The 17,695-nt window shown below is 45.6% G+C and carries 19 protein-coding genes; 14 read left to right on the top strand and 5 right to left on the bottom strand.

Translation table 11 applies throughout. The features are described from left to right. The first annotated feature begins 76 nt into the window (after window positions 1-76). Window positions 77-1,396 carry a DEAD/DEAH box helicase gene (locus LQ247_RS08390; RefSeq protein ID WP_231005875.1) on the top strand — a complete coding sequence of 440 codons (1,320 nt, stop codon included), beginning with the start codon at window positions 77-79 and terminating at the stop codon, window positions 1,394-1,396. An 11-nt stretch (window positions 1,397-1,407) separates the two neighbouring features. Then, a complete protein-coding gene (locus LQ247_RS08385) occupies window positions 1,408-2,301 on the top strand; it encodes a deoxyribonuclease IV (RefSeq protein WP_020452220.1) in 894 nt (297 codons plus the stop codon). A 29-nt stretch (window positions 2,302-2,330) separates the two neighbouring features. On the opposite strand, the gene LQ247_RS08380 is transcribed toward LQ247_RS08385, so the two are convergent. Next, window positions 2,331-2,585: a DUF2624 domain-containing protein gene (locus LQ247_RS08380; RefSeq protein WP_023855226.1), complete on the bottom strand. Its 255-nt coding sequence runs from the start codon at window positions 2,583-2,585 to the stop codon at window positions 2,331-2,333. A 126-nt stretch (window positions 2,586-2,711) separates the two neighbouring features. On the opposite strand from LQ247_RS08380, the gene LQ247_RS08375 reads away from it, so the two are divergent. The 4 genes from LQ247_RS08375 (at window position 2,712) to LQ247_RS08360 (ending at window position 5,785) form a co-directional block, all read left to right on the top strand. Further along, the gene (locus LQ247_RS08375) at window positions 2,712-3,596 is read left to right on the top strand and encodes a YitT family protein (RefSeq protein WP_026579292.1); all 885 of its coding nucleotides are present in this window, start codon (window positions 2,712-2,714) and stop codon (window positions 3,594-3,596) included. Window positions 3,597-3,739: 143 nt separating this feature from the next. After that, window positions 3,740-4,516 carry a metal ABC transporter ATP-binding protein gene (locus LQ247_RS08370; protein WP_048349955.1) on the top strand — a complete coding sequence of 259 codons (777 nt, stop codon included), beginning with the start codon at window positions 3,740-3,742 and terminating at the stop codon, window positions 4,514-4,516. Further along, the gene (locus tag LQ247_RS08365; RefSeq protein ID WP_023855222.1) at window positions 4,516-5,376 is read left to right on the top strand and encodes a metal ABC transporter permease; all 861 of its coding nucleotides are present in this window, start codon (window positions 4,516-4,518) and stop codon (window positions 5,374-5,376) included. The genes LQ247_RS08370 and LQ247_RS08365 overlap by 1 nt, the downstream gene beginning before the upstream one ends. Continuing rightward, window positions 5,354-5,785 carry a Fur family transcriptional regulator gene (locus LQ247_RS08360; protein WP_023855221.1) on the top strand — a complete coding sequence of 144 codons (432 nt, stop codon included), beginning with the start codon at window positions 5,354-5,356 and terminating at the stop codon, window positions 5,783-5,785. The genes LQ247_RS08365 and LQ247_RS08360 overlap by 23 nt, the downstream gene beginning before the upstream one ends. Before the next feature lie 70 nt (window positions 5,786-5,855). Here LQ247_RS08360 and LQ247_RS08355 read toward each other — a convergent pair whose 3' ends face one another. Continuing rightward, window positions 5,856-6,440 carry a 5' nucleotidase, NT5C type gene (locus LQ247_RS08355; protein WP_026579293.1) on the bottom strand — a complete coding sequence of 195 codons (585 nt, stop codon included), beginning with the start codon at window positions 6,438-6,440 and terminating at the stop codon, window positions 5,856-5,858. A gap of 137 nt (window positions 6,441-6,577) precedes the next feature. Here LQ247_RS08355 and LQ247_RS08350 point away from each other — a divergent pair, with 137 nt between their 5' ends. Then, on the top strand, window positions 6,578-6,949 hold the full coding sequence (locus LQ247_RS08350; RefSeq protein WP_023855219.1) for a hypothetical protein: 372 nt from the start codon (window positions 6,578-6,580) through the stop codon (window positions 6,947-6,949). Between the two features lie 34 nt (window positions 6,950-6,983). Here the strand turns inward: LQ247_RS08350 and ispG are convergent, their stop codons facing one another. From ispG to LQ247_RS08335, 3 genes are all read right to left on the bottom strand, one after another. Beyond that, the gene (ispG, locus tag LQ247_RS08345; RefSeq protein WP_095323521.1) at window positions 6,984-8,105 is read right to left on the bottom strand and encodes a flavodoxin-dependent (E)-4-hydroxy-3-methylbut-2-enyl-diphosphate synthase; all 1,122 of its coding nucleotides are present in this window, start codon (window positions 8,103-8,105) and stop codon (window positions 6,984-6,986) included. 106 nt (window positions 8,106-8,211) lie between these two features. Beyond that, a complete protein-coding gene (locus LQ247_RS08340) occupies window positions 8,212-8,517 on the bottom strand; it encodes a LysM peptidoglycan-binding domain-containing protein (protein ID WP_026579294.1) in 306 nt (101 codons plus the stop codon). An 84-nt stretch (window positions 8,518-8,601) separates the two neighbouring features. Next, window positions 8,602-9,360 carry a DUF1189 domain-containing protein gene (locus tag LQ247_RS08335; protein ID WP_048349957.1) on the bottom strand — a complete coding sequence of 253 codons (759 nt, stop codon included), beginning with the start codon at window positions 9,358-9,360 and terminating at the stop codon, window positions 8,602-8,604. Between the two features lie 158 nt (window positions 9,361-9,518). On the opposite strand from LQ247_RS08335, the gene LQ247_RS08330 reads away from it, so the two are divergent. The 7 genes from LQ247_RS08330 to pstA all read left to right on the top strand — a co-directional run bounded on the left by LQ247_RS08330 (window position 9,519) and on the right by pstA (window position 17,688). Beyond that, on the top strand, window positions 9,519-10,001 hold the full coding sequence (locus LQ247_RS08330) for a DUF456 domain-containing protein (RefSeq protein WP_026579296.1): 483 nt from the start codon (window positions 9,519-9,521) through the stop codon (window positions 9,999-10,001). 182 nt (window positions 10,002-10,183) lie between these two features. Continuing rightward, on the top strand, window positions 10,184-10,792 hold the full coding sequence (gene sodA, locus LQ247_RS08325) for a superoxide dismutase SodA (protein ID WP_023855215.1): 609 nt from the start codon (window positions 10,184-10,186) through the stop codon (window positions 10,790-10,792). A 382-nt stretch (window positions 10,793-11,174) separates the two neighbouring features. Further along, window positions 11,175-12,461: an MFS transporter gene (locus LQ247_RS08320; protein WP_023855214.1), complete on the top strand. Its 1,287-nt coding sequence runs from the start codon at window positions 11,175-11,177 to the stop codon at window positions 12,459-12,461. A gap of 101 nt (window positions 12,462-12,562) precedes the next feature. Beyond that, the gene (locus LQ247_RS08315; protein ID WP_050820708.1) at window positions 12,563-14,686 is read left to right on the top strand and encodes a peptidoglycan D,D-transpeptidase FtsI family protein; all 2,124 of its coding nucleotides are present in this window, start codon (window positions 12,563-12,565) and stop codon (window positions 14,684-14,686) included. 192 nt (window positions 14,687-14,878) lie between these two features. Then, entirely contained in the window at window positions 14,879-15,796 is a 918-nt protein-coding gene (locus LQ247_RS08310; protein WP_023855212.1) for a phosphate ABC transporter substrate-binding protein, read from the top strand. A 75-nt stretch (window positions 15,797-15,871) separates the two neighbouring features. After that, window positions 15,872-16,801, top strand: coding sequence for a phosphate ABC transporter permease subunit PstC (gene pstC / locus LQ247_RS08305; protein WP_003183532.1), 930 nt, complete (start codon window positions 15,872-15,874; stop codon window positions 16,799-16,801). After that, complete coding sequence (pstA, locus tag LQ247_RS08300; RefSeq protein WP_025811149.1) at window positions 16,801-17,688, top strand: phosphate ABC transporter permease PstA; 888 nt, start codon at window positions 16,801-16,803, stop codon at window positions 17,686-17,688. Before pstC ends, pstA begins: the two co-directional genes overlap by 1 nt. The last annotated feature ends 7 nt before the right edge of the window (window positions 17,689-17,695 follow it).

Raw genomic sequence — 17,695 nt, 5'->3', positions numbered from 1 at the left:
ATAAGCGCACAATTCAGCCATATAGGATAAAGCTTGGAGCGCCGGAATAAAGGCTTTCCAAGAAGGAGTTGGGAAAATGAAACAAACGAAATTTGAAATGTACGATTTAAAGCCGTTTATTATAGAGGCTGTTCACGACTTGGGATTTTATGAGCCGACTGATATTCAGAAGCGGTTAATTCCTGCGGCGCTGAAAGGGGAGAGCGCGATCGGACAGTCGCAGACAGGTACGGGAAAAACGCATGCCTATCTGCTCCCGCTCTTAAGCAGGATCGATTTTGAAAAAGAGTTCGTTCAAGTCGTGATTACGGCTCCGACAAGGGAGCTCGCCAACCAGATTCATCAGGAAGTCCTGAAAATCACCAAGTTTTTAGGGCCTGATGAAGCGGTTCGTTCGAAATGTTTCATCGGCGGTACCGATAAACAAAAATCGATTGACAAATTAAGAACACAGCCCCATCTGGTGGTTGGTACGCCGGGGCGGATTGCAGATCTGATCAGGGAGCAGGCGCTCGATGTTCATAAAGCCGGTTCGCTCGTTATCGACGAGGCGGACTTAATGCTTGATATGGGATTTTTGGAAGATGTCGATTTTATCGGGTCGCATATGCCTGAAGGCTTGCAGATGCTCGTATTTTCCGCAACGATTCCAGAAAAATTAAAGCCTTTCCTGAAAAAGTATATGGCCAATCCGAGGTATGCGCATGTTGAGCCGAAGCACATCACGGCCGAAAAAATCGAACACGTGCTGATACCTTCCAGACACAGGGATAAAAATGAGCTGCTGCTCGAGGTTATGACCCATTTAAATCCGTATTTGGCGATTGTTTTTGCCAATACAAAAACAACGGCTGACGAAATCGCCGCATACCTGACGGACAAAGGGATGAAAGTCGGACTTCTTCACGGAGGGCTTACGCCGCGGGAACGAAAAAAAGTGATGAAGCAAATCGGCGATCTGGAATTCACCTATATCATAGCCACTGATTTGGCTGCAAGGGGAATCGATATTAAAGGCATCAGCCATGTCATTAACTATGAACTGCCAGACGATCTTGATTTTTACGTTCACCGCGTCGGCCGTACAGCGCGCGCCGGAACATCCGGAACAGCGATGACGTTTTATGATACCTCTGACGAAGATGCACTTGTGAAGCTTGAACAGATGGGAATCGCGTTTGAAAACATGAGGCTTGAAAAAGGCGAGTGGAAAAAGATCGATGACCGCAAGCGCCGTCAGAATCGAAAAAGAACGCCTGATGAAACGGATGAGGTCGCCAAGCGGCTTGTGAAAAAACCGAGAAAAGTCAAGCCAGGATATAAGAAGAAAATGCAGACGGAAATCAATAAAATAAAAAGACAGCAAAAAAGAAAGCAATTTAGAAAAGGAAAGTAGGGGAAACAGTTTTGTTGAAAATCGGTTCACACGTCTCAATGAGCGGAAAACATATGCTGCTTGCGGCCAGTCAGGAGGCAAGCTCCTACGGCGCCAATACATTTATGATCTATACGGGAGCGCCGCAAAACACGCGCAGGAAAAAAATCGAGGATTTAAATATTGAAGCAGGAAGAGCCCATATGGAGGAGAACGGCATCTCTGATATCGTCGTTCATGCCCCGTATATTATCAATATCGGCAATACAACAAATCCGGCCACATTTGAGCTCGGTGTCGAGTTCCTGCGTTCTGAAATTGAAAGGACGTCGGCGATCGGCGCCAGACAAATCGTTCTTCACCCGGGAGCTCATGTAGGTGCAGGCGCAGAAGCGGGCATTCAAAAAATCATCGAAGGATTGAACGAGGTCATCGACCCGAATCAGAATGTGCAGATCGCTTTGGAAACGATGGCCGGCAAAGGTTCAGAATGCGGACGGACGTTTGAGGAGTTGGCACAGATCATCGACGGCGTTACACACAATGAACATTTATCCGTCTGCTTCGATACATGCCATACCCATGACGCGGGTTACGATGTCGTATCCGACTTTGACGGTGTCTTAAACGAATTCGATAAGATCGTCGGAATCGACCGTTTAAAAGTGCTTCATATTAATGACAGCAAGAATGTCAGAGGCGCGAGAAAGGACCGGCACGAAAACATCGGATTCGGAGAAATCGGTTTTGATGCGCTTCAATACATCGTCCACCACGATCAGCTGAAAGATATTCCGAAAATCCTTGAAACGCCTTATGTAGGAGAAGATAAAAAGAACAAAAAGCCGCCATACCGGTTTGAAATTGAAATGCTTAAAAATAAACAGTTTGATGAAGGGCTGCTGGAAAAAATCAAGCAGCAATAAAAAAGGGGGGCGTATCAGCTCCCCTTTTTTTATGATACGTATTGAGAAAATAGCTGGTTCAAGAGCTGCACCGCTTCTTTTGAAGTGACCGCTTCCACCTGCTTGAGCAGTTTATTGCGTTCTTCCTCATTAAAAATATTGATGTTTTTTCCTTTCACAAGCTTTTCCACTTCAAGCGCCTGTTTTCTTGTTACATGAATTCCGTATTGTTTAGCGTACTTCAGCACCTCGTCAGCCGTGACCTGATTTAAACGCTGCAGCACGATTTTTTGAAATAAAATCACGTCCATTCCTCCCCTCTGAACTAATGTATGGCGTAAAATTAAAAATGTGTCATTTTTTTATTTCAGTCTGTTAAATGATATGATGATAAGGGACAGTTTGGCCAGTTTGGAAAAAGGAGAGACAGAATGGCAAATACCATAAAACAGCATAAAAAAGAATCAGCGGTCAAAGTGGCGTTTCGGATCGTCATGATTCTCGTCGGGGCTGCCTGTGCAGCCGCCAGCATCGAATTATTTTTAGTGCCGAACAACATCATTGACGGGGGCATTATCGGCATTTCACTAATATTGGACTACATTTTTAAAGATACTCCGTATATCAACTTCGCACTGCTCGTCGTCGTTCTTAACATTCCGTTTATGTTTTCAGGCTACAAGCACATCGGAAAAACGTTCTTAATTTCAACCCTGATCGGAATCATCAGCTTATCAATTATTGAAACCTTGTTGCATCATGTAGAAGGGGTTACGACTCAGCCCGTTCTGGCAGCCGTATTCGGCGGTCTTCTGCTCGGATTCGGCGTAGGGCTTGTTATTCGTAACGGCGGTTCTATGGATGGAACTGAGATACTCGGCATTTTGCTTACGAAAAAGCTGCCATTTTCAGTCGGCGAATTTGTCATGTTCGTCAATGTCTTTATTTTTACGTGGGCAAGCTTTGTATTCGGCCTTGAGCAGGCTATGTTTTCGGTTATGACGTACTATATTGCGATGAAGACGATCGACGCCGTTATTCAAGGGCTTGATGAGACGAAAGCGGTCATCATCGTTTCAGATCAATACGAGGAGATTTCCGATGCGCTGCTGCATCGCCTCGGCCGGGGAACGACAAAGCTCAAAGGGAAAGGCGGCTATTCCGATGAGGATACAGAGGTGATTTATGCCGTTGTGACCAGGCTTGAAGTGACAAAGCTGAAATCGATTGTTTTCAATATTGATCACAATGCTTTTATAACGATTATGGACACGCACGAAACGCGTGGAGGAAAGTTCAAAAATGCCATCCATTAGGCTTTCATTTACTTTTTTTTAGTTTATATGTATAATTTAAAGATGAACTGGTCAATCGTGAAAATGGCTTGCTGCTTTTCGGCTGCCATTTTCTTTTTGTGCGATAAATCGTAATGATTCTGGAGAAGTTGAAGGTGAACGTATTGAAACAACCTATTATTGAAATGAAGCATGTATCATATTCCTATGATCATCGAAATGTGATAGAAGATATCAATTTAAACATTGAAGAAGGGACTTTTCTCGGCTTGGTCGGTCCAAACGGATCGGGAAAGACGACATTGCTGAAATGCATTCTGGGGCTGATTAAGCCGCAGACAGGCGAACTTAATTTGTTCGGCGTCCCTCTCAGAAAATTTAAGGACTGGAGCAAAATCGGCTTTGTATCCCAAAAAGCAAACAGCTTTAACACCGGTTTTCCCGCTTCCGTATATGAAGTGGTGGCAAGCGGTTTAACAGCGAAGCTCGGCTTATTCAGACGCATGGCCAAAGCCGATAAGCAAAAGGTGGATGAAGCGATCGAAGCCGTCGGCATCACGTCCCTGAAAGACAGGAACATCGGCGAGCTTTCGGGGGGACAGCAGCAAAGAACTTTCATCGCGAGAGCGCTTGTGAGCGAACCGAAGCTGCTCATTCTTGACGAGCCGACGGTTGGAGTCGATCAAAAAACAGTTGAAGGGTTTTACAAGCTGCTGGAGAAGTTGAATCGTGAAAAAGGCATTACACTCATTCTTGTCACCCATGATGTCGGCACGGTTTCCGATAAAGTCACACACGTTGCCTGCATGAATAAACATCTTCATTTTCACGGCAATACAGAAGAGTTTGAGTCCATGACAGATCAAGACTTGTCTCAATTTTACGGGCATGATGTTCAAGCCATCAGCCACAATCACCATCATCATGGAGGACACGAATAATGCTGACACCTTTTTTTCATTATGAGTTTTTGCAAAACGCTTTTATTTCAGGAATATTAATCGGCCTCATCGCGCCCTTGCTCGGTGTATTCATCGTTGTCAGGCGCCTGTCGCTGATCGCAGATGCGCTCAGCCACGTCTCTTTAGCCGGCATAGCAGCGAGCCTGTATGCAGGCAAACAGTTTGCAGTGCTCGCCGGCGTCAGCCCGATCTATTTCGGAATGGCGTTTTCCGTTGCCGGATCTTTGATTATCGAGAGGCTGAGAACGGTTTATAAACATTATCAGGAGCTGGCGATCCCGATTATCATGTCGGGGGGAATCGGGATTTCCGTTATTTTTATTTCGCTTGCGGACGGATTTAATACGGATCTGTTCAGCTATCTATTCGGCAGCGTCAGCGCTGTTTCGCGGGAAGACATGCTGGTGATCGTCGGAATTTCCGCGGCCGTTTTGATTGTGGTGTTTTCCCTTTTTAAAGAGCTGTTTCTTCTGTCGTTTGATGAAGAGCATGCTAAAGCTTCGGGGATTTCCGCAAAGTGGATTCATTTTATATTTATTTTGATCGTTGCGCTTGTTATTGCCGCCTCAATGAGAATCGTCGGTACGCTTCTCGTTTCAGCGCTGATGACGCTCCCTGTCGCTGCGAGCATGCGCATTGCCAAGGGGTTTAAGCAGGCGATCTTCTTATCGATTCTATTCGGTGAACTTTCCGTCATCGTCGGCCTGGTGCTTGCTTATCATCTGGATCTTGCGCCGGGGGGAACGATCGTGATGCTGTCGATCTTTATCCTGATACTGTGCATCAGTTATAATAAAATCAAAAGGAGGATTCGCCGTGAACGTACAGGAAGCGCTTGATTTACTGAAGGAAAAAGGATATAAATATACAAGCAAACGGGAGGATATGCTTCAGCTGTTTAGTGATTCTGATAAATATTTAACGGCGAAAAACGTCCTTTCCGCTTTAAACGATGATTATCCGGGGTTAAGCTTTGATACGATCTACAGGAATTTGTCGCTGTTTGAAGAACTCGGCATTTTGGAAACGACTGAGCTTTCCGGTGAAAAGCTGTTTCGCTTTAAATGTTCTTCTGCTCATCACCACCATCATTTTATTTGCATGATGTGCGGCAAAACGAAGGAAATCGAGCTATGCCCGATGGAAAAGCTGACAGACGATCTTGACGGCTACCAGATCAGCGGCCACAAGTTTGAAATTTACGGAACGTGCCCGCGATGCGAAGAAAAAAGCGCAGAAGCGCAGTAAAGAAAAGCGGCATATGGCGTTAAAAAGCCATATGCCTTTTTAACGCAAAAAGCATGTAAGAGACTTTATCTTACATGCTTTTTGCGCCTTTAATCGTTTTCTCGTTCTTTTTCAGCCATTGGGCGGCTTCAAGCCAGCTGTCGACTCTGACGATGTTTGAATCGATCGGAAGCTGATTATACGGCGTATTAAACAACAGAACCGGAATGCCTGCTTCTTTTGCAATCATGGTTGCATTTCCGTGGTGGTCCTCAAAGAAAACATCGATCTTATGCCTGAAGACGGCTTCCAGTTTATCGTGACCGCCGACAAGTTCTATATGGTCATAATGAATGTCGCGTTTCTCGAACCAATCAAAGGTGATATCCTCCAGATGGTGTCTTCTTGCCGTAATGTATATCAGCTTATGCTGCTTTTTCAGCTCATCCAGCGTCTGTTTGGCATATTGAGCCAGCAATGCTTCCTGATAGATGCGGGGCTCGTTTTCGTTCATCCATTTCCAAAAATCTTCCTGGGATATATTCAGCAGCTTTGTTAAGTCATATTCCTTAATATCTTCCAATGTAATGGAGAGGCTGAACGACTCGTTCAAATAGGGAACAAAAGTATCCTGGGCAGTGATCGTTCCATCAATATCGATTCCTAAATGTAACATGTCCACACTCCTTATCATCCATTCCTCCAGTGTATCATAATCTTTTAACATTTACAGTAAAGTTTAGCAAACATGAATCGGGCTAAAATGCTTAAACTATAAATGCTCCTTTATGGATTAAAGAGGGGGGATATCGAATGGAAAGAGATCAAAATGTTCGCGGTCGTAACCGGGCCGGTTATGATGCTGACCTAGTCGATGCGACTTTAGATAATGATGACTTTTTAGAAGAAACAGCAGCAGAAGTTGCCCCGACTTATCGTACGGATAACAGGGACAACGGTGACGCGCGTAACGATGCCGATGCTGCCGGCGGACGCGTAACCGGGTATATCGCGCTTGCGCTTTCGATTATTTCCTTGTTTATGCTTCCAGTGCTGTTAGGAATTGCAGGGATCATTGTCGGTTATATAGCCAGAAGACAAGGAGCAGCTGGCTTAGGAGCATGGGCAATGGGTATCGGTGCAGTTTCCTTGGTGCTTGGCATATTCATCACCCCGTTTTTCTAACGGAAAAAGCTTGACGGATATCCGTCAAGCTTTTTTATTTTGTGTTTAATTTTTCTTTTTCGGCCGCTTGTTTGGCATAATGCTCTTCGGCGAGCTTGTCGATTTCTTTTTTCAATTCCTCGACCATCGTTTCCTCAGGCACTTTCCGGACGATTTCGCCTTTGCGGAACAGGAGGCCTTCGCCGCGTGCGCCGGCAATCCCGATATCGGCTTCACGCGCTTCTCCGGGACCGTTGACGGCACAGCCGAGAACGGCAACTTTAATCGGCGCCTTGATTTTAGCGATGTAATCTTCGACTTCATTGGCGATGCTGATCAAATCGATTTCGATCCGGCCGCAAGTCGGACAGGAAATCAATGTCGCTGCATTGGAAGCGAGCCCGAAAGATTTCAGGAGCTCCCTGGCGACTTTTACTTCTTCGACCGGGTCCGCGCTTAAAGAAATCCGCAATGTATTGCCGATTCCTTTTGAAAGGATCGCGCCGAGACCGGCGGCGCTTTTCACCGTACCGGCAAACAGCGTACCCGATTCGGTGATGCCTAAATGAAGCGGATAATCGAATGCTTTTGCCGCTTTTTCGTACGCTTCAATCGCCAGATTGACATCAGACGCCTTCATGCTGACGATGATATCGTGGAAATCGAGATCTTCAAGAATTTTAATGTGGTGCAGTGCACTTTCGACCATGCCGTCTGCTGTCGGATAGCCGTATTTCTCAAGGATTCGTTTTTCCAGAGAGCCTGCATTGACGCCGATCCGGATTGGAATGCCCTTTTCCTTCGCTGCATTGACCACCGCTTCAACCTTTTCGCGGCGGCCGATGTTTCCCGGATTGATGCGGATTTTATCGGCTCCGCCTTCGATCGCTTTTAAAGCCAATTTATAGTTGAAATGAATATCCACGACAAGAGGGATGGATATCCGCTTTTTGATCTCAGGAATCGCGTCTGCAGCCCGTTCATCAGGACAGGCGACGCGGACGATTTGACATCCCGCTTCCGCGAGTCTGTTGATTTCGGCGACGGTTGCTTCAACGTCATGTGTTTTTGTTGTTGTCATGCTTTGAATGACGACTTCGTTATTGCCGCCTATTGTTAAAGGTCCCACTTTAACGGGACGCGTTTTTGTACGATGTGTGATTTCACTCACTTGAATTCGCTCCTTAAGTATAATTCGGAGGCGGTTGCTCCTTTTCTTATACCAAATCGTTTACAAGTATTATTGTAACAGCCCGTTCATGAAACTGACAAGAAATTAACGCTTATTCAGGATAAACGGGAAACTTGTAGGTGATGCCTGCTTGAATGCGGCTCGCCTTCACATTCGGATTCAGCGCTTCAAAATCTTCGGCTATTTTGTCGGCCGGAACGGCGCTGTTCCCGATAATTGAAAATACGGTCTGTCCGGGTTTGACGGTAACGGTCTTATATTGCAGGCTTGCAGCCGGAGCTTCTGCTGCCATGGTTGAAGCCGGCAAGGCGTTTTGAGGGATGGTGCCTGATTTCAAGTCATAATAAACAATGAACAGGGCGAGCAAAATCGAAAACAGCACAATCACACGTTTCATCTGATTTGTCCCCATTTCGTGCATTTTTTATTATGTTACGCTTGTCCCTCTTTCAACATGACAATAAATTTGCTCCTGCCCGTTTTACCTTGCTGCTTTAGAAGACGGCGTCTCTTTAATGGCGAGAAACAGGATGATAAAGTTCACAAACCAGTTCAGGAGGAACTGACTTGGAACCACCGCCTCCAGCGCGTCCATAATTGCAAAAAACACGGTCGCGAGCGTGATCGAATAAGCAGACATCACCCAAAGGTGCTTATAGGAGAGCATTTTCTTCTGTCCATTGCGAATGACCAGCCCGATGACGGCAAGAACCGAGACATCAATGAATTTTCCGGCTGCCGTCGCCAAAAACAGCAGAACGCATAAGACGGGAACAATCACCGATTTATTTTGATCAACTAAAGAAAGGATATCGTCCTTGGACATGTCTTCGGGAAGCATGGTGTACGGCATTTCCTGAACTTGGCCGTCAATGGCGATGACGAACTTATCTTTCAGAATGCCGACGGAATTCCGTTTGTCTTCGATCTGTTTTGTTTTATAAGAGCCGCTCGGATCAAAAACGATGACAAATCCGAATGACTGTGATTCAATCGCTTTCTTTGCATCTGTTTGCAGTGAGCCGTCTTTTATGGAGAAAGCGGGGAATTCTTTTACAGCTGACTGAAAGCTGTTCATTGTATTCACCACTCCGCTGCTGATATGGTAAAGGTTCGGGAGAGCGGCAATGATGCTGAGCAAAAATACGTATAAAATCGTTTTCCCTATGCCTTGGAAACGCATTTTGCCAATCGCGTGAGGGGAATATGTACTTTTAAAAAATCGCTGAAATAAATTCATTCGTTTTTCACTTCCTATTTCTATAATGTATCTGCATTATTGTATCGTCACAAAAGGACGAATACAAGAAAACTTATCGATCAACAGGGACTCTGGAAGTTTCCTTTTGGAAAAATGGGTATAATATGAAGCATCACAATCGATTGGAGGAGATTCGGATGGATGTTTTATATTGGATCATCATTGCGGCGATGTTCGTCATTGCGTTCATCGGCCTTGTTTATCCCATCATTCCGAGCGTCGTTTTCATCGTAGCCGGCTTTGTGCTATACGGTTTTTTATTTACATTCGGGCATTACTCCTACCTGTTTTGGATCATTGAAGGCATTTTTACAGCCGTATTGTTTGCTGCTGACTATATTGCAAATCTCCTCGGTATTAAGCGCTTCGGCGGCAGCAGGGCGGCGATATGGGGCAGCACAATCGGCCTTTTGATCGGACCTTTTGTGATACCTGTGGCGGGCATTATTTTGGGGCCGTTTGTCGGGGCCTTGGCGGGTGAGATGATTGTCCATCAGAAGGATTTGAAAACAGCGGCCAGAATCGGGATCGGTTCATTGATCGGATTTATTTCAGGCGTTTTTGCGAAAAGTGTGATTCAGCTGATAATGATCGGCTACTTTTTATATACTGTGCTCTAAAATTTTCCCGTCCATGTTTAAAAAGAAGGGGAAAAGGAAAAAGTTTAGTGAGCGCTTGAAATGCAACTGTGATCATTTTGTGAGCATTTCCATTGAAACAAGCCTTTTCTTTTGATACATTGAAAGAGGAAAGGCTTGCTAAAGGCGGCATTTCAATACATACAAATTAAGGAGGAATTGATATGGCTTACAAACTTCCAGAATTACCTTATGCTTACGATGCGTTAGAACCTCACATCGACAAAGAGACGATGAATATTCACCATACGAAGCACCATAACACATATGTTACAAAATTGAACGAAGCGGTGGCAGGCAAACAGGATCTTGAAAGCAAATCTGTTGAAGAGCTTGTTGCAAACCTTGATGCTGTACCGGAAAACATCCGCACAGCTGTCCGCAACAATGGCGGTGGACATGCCAACCACTCATTGTTCTGGAAACTTCTTTCTCCAAACGGAGGAGGCGCTCCGACTGGTGAATTGGCAGAAGCGATCAACAGCAAATTCGGCAGCTTCGATCAATTCAAAGAAGACTTTGCCGCTGCAGCAGCTGGCCGTTTCGGCTCCGGCTGGGCATGGCTTGTTGTCAATAACGGAGAGCTTGAAATCACAAGCACGCCAAACCAAGATTCTCCTCTTTCAGAAGGCAAGACCCCTGTCTTAGGTCTTGACGTATGGGAGCACGCATACTACCTGAATTACCAAAACCGCCGTCCAGATTACATTAAAGCATTCTGGAACGTCGTGAACTGGGATGAAGTTGCCCGCCTTTATAGCGAAGCAAAATAATCCAGTTTGAGAAAAGAGGCCCGCGAAAAGCGGGCCTTTCAGATTGTTGATAAAATCCCAGAACGACTTTTTGTTTTGGGATTTTATCATCCCTTTTCAGCGTGATTGAAAACCCTTGCAGTCTAGGAAGGCCGAGCATCGGAGCGGAGCGAATGTTGGATTCGTGAGTACCGACGCGCAGGCCTGACAACGAATGCGAGGGTTTGTCGACACGCTGAGAGGCCCGCGGAAAGCGGGCCTTTTTATGTTGTTCGCGAAGCGGAGCGGCTGTTGAAGGACCGGCAAAAAGCCGGTCTGTTTGTTTTTCGTTTCTTTTGCTCTGAAGTACATAACTGACTTTTGATGAGACAGACTAATGATGATCAGTAAAGGGGAGTCAGTTATGAGCAGAATCAAAAACATAATAGGCGATGTTGAAGTAAACAGGGACCTCCTGCTGCTGCTTGCAGTCGGCGGCCTTTATTCTCTTAGCATTGCCCTTTCCAATACGTTTGTGAATGTATATCTGTGGAAGCAGTCCGGACAGTTTGTCGATTTGGCCATTTACAATTTGTCGATCGTCGTGATGCAGCCTATCATCTTTATGTTTGCAGGCCGCCTTGCTAAAAAAATCGACAGGGTGTTTATACTCAGGTTTGGCGTTTCGTTTTTGGCTGTATTTTATTTAACTGTGCTGTTGGCGGGGGAGAATGCGGGATCACGGCTTGTGCTGCTCGGCAGTGTGCTCGGAATTGGCTACGGATTTTATTGGCTTGCGTTTAATGTCCTGACATTTGAAATCACTGAGCCAGACACGAGAGATTTTTTTAACGGGTTTCTCGGCATTTTAAATTCCGGCGCGGGAATGATCGGTCCGATTGTCGCCGGCTATGTTATTTCACGGCTTGCTGACAACACGGGGTACACGGTGATTTTCAGCCTGTCTTTGGCTTTATTTTCAGTGGCTGTCATCACGAGCTTTTTTTTAAAGAGGCGTGAATCGCGCGGCCGCTACATTTTGAAGAAAATCTGGGCGGAACGAAATTCAGACCCGAATTGGCGCAGCATTACAAATGCTCATTTTTTTCAGGGGCTGAGAGAAGGGATTTTCGTTTTTTTAATCAATGTCTTTGTCTTTATTACGACAAAGAGCGAGTTGGCATTGGGGAAGTTCGGCTTGATTAATTCAGCTGTTTCTTTTTTTGCATACTATTTCGCAACGCGGCTTATTAAAAAAGGAGCGCGCAAAAAGGCGATTTTAATGGGCGGTCTCATCCTGTTCGGCGCTCTATTTCTGATTTTGTTTCATATGACGTATGTGACGCTGCTGCTGTATGCTGTAGCGATTGCGATCGGCTATCCGATTTTGCTCGTACCGTATTCATCGCTCACATATGATGTGATCGGTAAAGCAAGGTATGCCCGGAAAGCGCGGATCGAATATATTGTCGTCAGAGAGGTTTTTTTAAACATCGGACGGATTGTCTCGATCTTGGTCTTTTTGCTGCTCGTGTCGCTGCTGAAAGAAGACCTGGGCATTCCGGTTTCCCTCGTTTTGCTGGGGGCAGGCCACACGCTGATCTACTATTTCGTCAAAGATATCCGTCTGACAGAGCCCGCCCGCGAAACGGTCGGAAAAGATGCGCATAAACAAACAGCTGAACCCAATTATTTAGAAGGAAAAAGGTAAGCCGCAAGGGAAAATAGTAGAAAAATGCCGAAAAAAACTTTACAATAGATTTGGCACCTTTTCATAAGGTGTCTTTTCTTTATTTCAAAAAGGTGATGCTAATGATGAACAAAAAAATGAAAACTGAAAAACGCAAATCGCTCCCCATTAGATTGAACATATTGTTCCTGCTCGCTTTTATTATTTTCACCATCGTCGTCGTGCGCCTCGGCATGGTGCAGATCGTCTTTGGCGAAGACTATACGAACGAAGTGCAGAAGCAGGAAGAAGTCGATGTCTCGACAAGCGTTCCGCGGGGGAAAATATATGATCGGAACTTAAACACGATCGTGAAAAATAAACCGATGAATGCCATTACATACACAAGGACATCATCGACCTCTCAAAAGGACAGGCTTAAAATAGCAAAAAAACTTGCAGAAATGATCAAAATCGATACAGATAAAATAACGGAGCGCGATAAAAAGGACTACTGGATTTTAACGAGGCCGAAAAAAGCCGAGAAGCTCATCACCGATCAGGATCGGAAAAAAGTTAAGGACGGCAAGCTGAAAGAAGACGATTTATACCAGCTGCAGCTTGACAGGATCACGGAAGATAAACTGAAAGAACTGACAGATCAAGATTTGAAAGTCTTGGCAATCAAGCGTCAGATGGATTCTGGATACGCGTTGACTCCGCAGTATATTAAAAACAAGGACGTAACCGCAAAAGAAATGGCGGTTGTCAGCGAACACCTGGACGAGCTCCCTGGAGTCGATGTGACGTCAGATTGGAAGCGGGATTATCCTTATAACGGTCTGCTCAGAACGATGATCGGCAGCATATCTGATTCAAATGAAGGGCTTCCGAAAAGTCTGCTTGATCATTATTTGTCGCTCGGCTACAACCGGAATGACCGGGTTGGAAAAAGCTACCTTGAAGCCGAATATGAAAATGTGCTTCAGGGACAGAAAGAGAAAGTGAAAAATATTACCGACAAATCAGGGGACATCGTCGATACGGAAGTCATTTCAGAGGGGAAAAGCGGAAAAGATTTAGTCTTGACGATCGATGTTGATATGCAAAAAGAGATTGAAAAAATTATCGAGGATGAACTGAAGTCCGCCAAAGCCCAGCATAGCGCTCCGCTTCTCGACCGCGCATTCGTCGTCATGATGGACCCGCGAAACGGGGAAGTGTTATCGATTGCCGGCAAGCAGCTTAAAAACGAAAGCGGCAAATTAAAGGTTGACGACTATGCCCTCGGCGCGATGACGTCTTCTTACGCGATGGGCTCGGCTGTCAAAGGGGCCACTGTTTTAACAGGTTTGCAGACGGGAGCCATTAATTTAAATACGACTTTTCTTGATGAACCGCTTTGGATCGGTGACTCGCCGAATCCGAAAAAGTCATGGAGAGTGGGCTTGGGAACACTGGGTATCCAGGGAGCGCTTGAACAATCTTCAAACGTGTTCATGTTTAAAACAGCGATCGCCCTTGGTAAAGGTCAATATAAGGCGCACCAGCCTCTCGATCTTCAAACAAAAGCATTTGATACATTCAGGTATTATTTCAGCCAGTTCGGCCTCGGCGTCAAAACCGGAATCGATCTGCCAAATGAAGCAACAGGCTACAAAGGATCTCAAAGACTGCCTGGTTTCTTGCTTGACTATTCCATCGGACAGTATGACACATACACACCGCTGCAGCTGGCTCAGTATGTATCAACGATTGCCAATGGCGGGTACCGCATGAAGCCGCAGCTCGTGAAAGAGATCAGGGAGCCTGATTCGAAAAAAGGAATCGGGGCCGTTACACAGTCCGTGCAGCCTGAAGTATTGAACAAATTAGACATGAGCGATCAATATATTAAAGAAGTCCAAAACGGATTCAGGCGCGTAATGACAAAAGGTACGGCAGCGGGTCAGTTTGCTTCTGCTTCATATAAACCAGCAGGAAAAACAGGAACGGCCCAGTCTTTCTATGACGGACCGGACAAATCGAAAACGGGAACACCGACATACAATACAACGCTTGTTGCCTACGCTCCTTACGATAATCCTGAAGTCGCAATTTCCGTCGTCGTTCCTTGGGTTTATAATGACTATGGCCAAAGATATTCAATTACAAACGAACTCGGCCGGAAAGTGCTTGATAAGTATTTTGAACTGAAATCAAAACAATCGAAAGAAAATACCGCCGAAAAAAATAAAGACAAAATCGAAAAAGAAGCTACAGAATAGGACTTTTTCATTAAAACACCTGCATTGAACCATGCAGGTGTTTTTTTGTGCGCCCGTTCCTTTCACCCGCATTCTATACAAAGTTCAAGCTTATTTTACAAAACCTTAATAATTCATTTAAACAAGATTAACACTGAAAAGTTACGCTATACCCGTAGGACAAATTACACATTTACGCGGGAGGATTAAGAAGTGAAACCATTTAAAAAAATCACACTGATGTTCATCATGTCCGTTTTAGTTGTCTTCGCAGCAGCTTGCGGAAGCAGCAGTACAAACAACAATGCAGACGAAGGCAAACAAAGCGATAAAGCAGAGAATAAGGCTTCAGGTTCTTTGACGATTTCGGGTTCTTCGGCGATGCAGCCTCTTGTTTTAGCAGCGGCTGAAAAATTCATGGATGAAAATCCTGATGCCGATATTCAAGTTCAGGCTGGAGGTTCTGGCACAGGTCTTTCCCAGGTGGCTGAAGGCACAGTCCAAATCGGCAACTCCGATGTCTTTGCCGAAGAAAAAGAAGGCATTCCTGCCAAAGAACTTACCGATCATCAAGTTGCGGTTGTCGGAATGGCAGCTGCGGTCAATCCTGAAGTAGGCATCGATGACATTTCGTTAGAGGATCTCAAAAAGGTATTCACAGGTAAAATCAAGAACTGGAAGGAACTAGGCGGGAAAGATCAAAAGATTACGCTTGTCAACCGTCCTGATTCTTCAGGAACCCGCGCGACTTTTGTTAAATATGCACTTGACGGAGAAACTCCGGCTGAAGGAATCACGGAAGATTCTTCAAACACAGTGAAAAAGTTAATCGCTGAAACGCCTGGAGCAATCGGATATCTTGCGTTTTCTTATATCAAGGATGACACTGTCACTCCGCTTTCAATCGACGGCGTTAAGCCGACAGCCGAAAATGTACAAAAAGGCAAATTCCCGATCTGGGCATACCAGCATTCTTATACGAAAGGCGAGCCTGAAGGCTTGGCGAAAGAATTCCTCGACTATTTGATGAACGATGACATTCAAAAATCCATCGTGACGGAGCAGGGCTACATTCCAGTAACAGACATGGAAGTCAAGCGCGATGCGAATGGAAAGCAAACTGATAAATAATTGACAATAGAAGGCGGGAAAGTGTGCTCCTGACACTTTCCCTCTTATGACTTGTTCTTATAGGAGTGTAAAAAAATGGTTCAAAAAATAGAGAAACTGTCCGCAAAAGAGCGGCTGATCAGCTCCAAGCATAATCGCAAAATGGATGAAATCCGCGGGAGGATTTTGGTTGCGTCGTGCGCGTTTATCATGATGGCGGCGGCGATTTCGATCACAATTTTTCTCGGAAATAAGGGGTTGCAATCTTTTCTGGCCAATGGTGTAAGTCCAATTGAGTTCTTAACCAGTCTAGATTGGAATCCAACGAACGAAAACCCTGAATACGGAGCCCTTCCGTTTATACTCGGATCTTTTGCAGTGACCCTTCTTGCATCTTTGATTGCTGCACCGCTTGGAATAGGAGGTGCGATTTTCATGACGGAAATCGCGCCATCATGGGGCAGAAAAGTACTGCAGCCGGTTGTCGAATTGCTTGTTGGTATTCCTTCCGTCGTTTATGGATTCATAGGCCTTACAGTGTTAGTGCCGTTCATTTCACAGTTTAAGTCAAGCGGATCGGGCCACAGCCTTCTGGCGGGAACGATTGTCCTAGCTGTCATGATTTTGCCGACGGTCACTTCTATTTCAACGGATGCGCTCATGTCTCTGCCGAAAAATCTGCGCGAAGGATCATACGCATTGGGCGCAACCCGCTGGCAGACAATCCGAAAAGTGCTGATACCGGCAGCGCTGCCTTCGCTTCTGACAGCCGTCGTCTTAGGAATGGCGAGGGCGTTCGGCGAAGCGCTGGCCGTGCAGATGGTCATCGGAAATTCCCGAAACCTGTTTGAGAGCCTTTTAGACCCTGCGGGGACATTAACAACGATTATAACGTTGAATATGGGCCATACAACATACGGAAGCGTGGAAAACAATACGCTCTGGTCAATGGGCCTTGTCCTTCTGATCATGTCGTTCTTGTTCATCCTGCTCATCCGCTATCTGTCATCCAGGAGGAAACTGTAATGAACAGCAAAGTAACAGATCGTTTAGCAACCGGTGTTTTTGGATTGATTGCTGCGGTAATCGCCGCCATTCTTGTCGGTTTGTTCACTTATATCATCATCAATGGTGTTTCACATATCAGCCTCAGCTTTTTAACTTCGCGTTCCAGTGCGCTTTCAAGCGGCGGCGGAATCCGCGATCAGCTGTTCAACTCGTTTTATATTCTCGCACTGACGATGCTGATCACAGTTCCCCTTGGAGTCGGCGGAGGAATTTATATGGCTGAATATGCGCCCGCCAACAAATTGACCGATTTTATCCGTGTCTGTATTGAAGTTTTGTCATCCCTTCCTTCGATCGTCATGGGGATGTTCGGCATGCTGCTGTTTGTTAATTTGACCGGATGGGGGTACAGCATTATCGGCGGAGCGCTTGCTTTGACGATTTTCAACCTTCCCGTCATGGTCAGGGTGACAGAGGATGCGATCCGCTCTGTACCTAAGGAACAAAAAGAAGCTTCCCTTGCTTTAGGTGTGTCCAAGTGGCATACGATTAAAACGGTCTTGATCCCTGGTGCGGTGCCGTCCATCATCACAGGGGCGATTCTTGCGTCGGGCCGCGTATTTGGCGAAGCTGCCGCTTTGCTGTTTACAGCCGGACTAACCACGCCGAGACTGAATTTCGCCGATTGGAATCCGTTTTCTGAGACCTCGCCGCTCAATATTTTCAGACCGGCTGAAACGCTGGCCGTTCACATTTGGAATGTAAACACACAGGGGATCATCCCTGATGCTGAAGCGATCGCAAACGGGGCATCCGCCGTTCTTGTACTGTCCGTCTTGATCTTTAATTTGGCAGCCCGATGGCTCGGCTCTTTTATTCATAAAAAGTTAACGGCAAACAAATAAGAAGGAA

The organism is Bacillus sp. BS3(2021) (assembly GCF_021043345.1).
In the GTDB taxonomy this organism is placed as follows: Bacteria; Bacillota; Bacilli; order Bacillales; family Bacillaceae; genus Bacillus; species Bacillus paralicheniformis.
The sequence above is the reverse complement of the archived record's forward strand: the minus strand, read 5'-3'. Positions and strand labels throughout refer to the sequence as shown.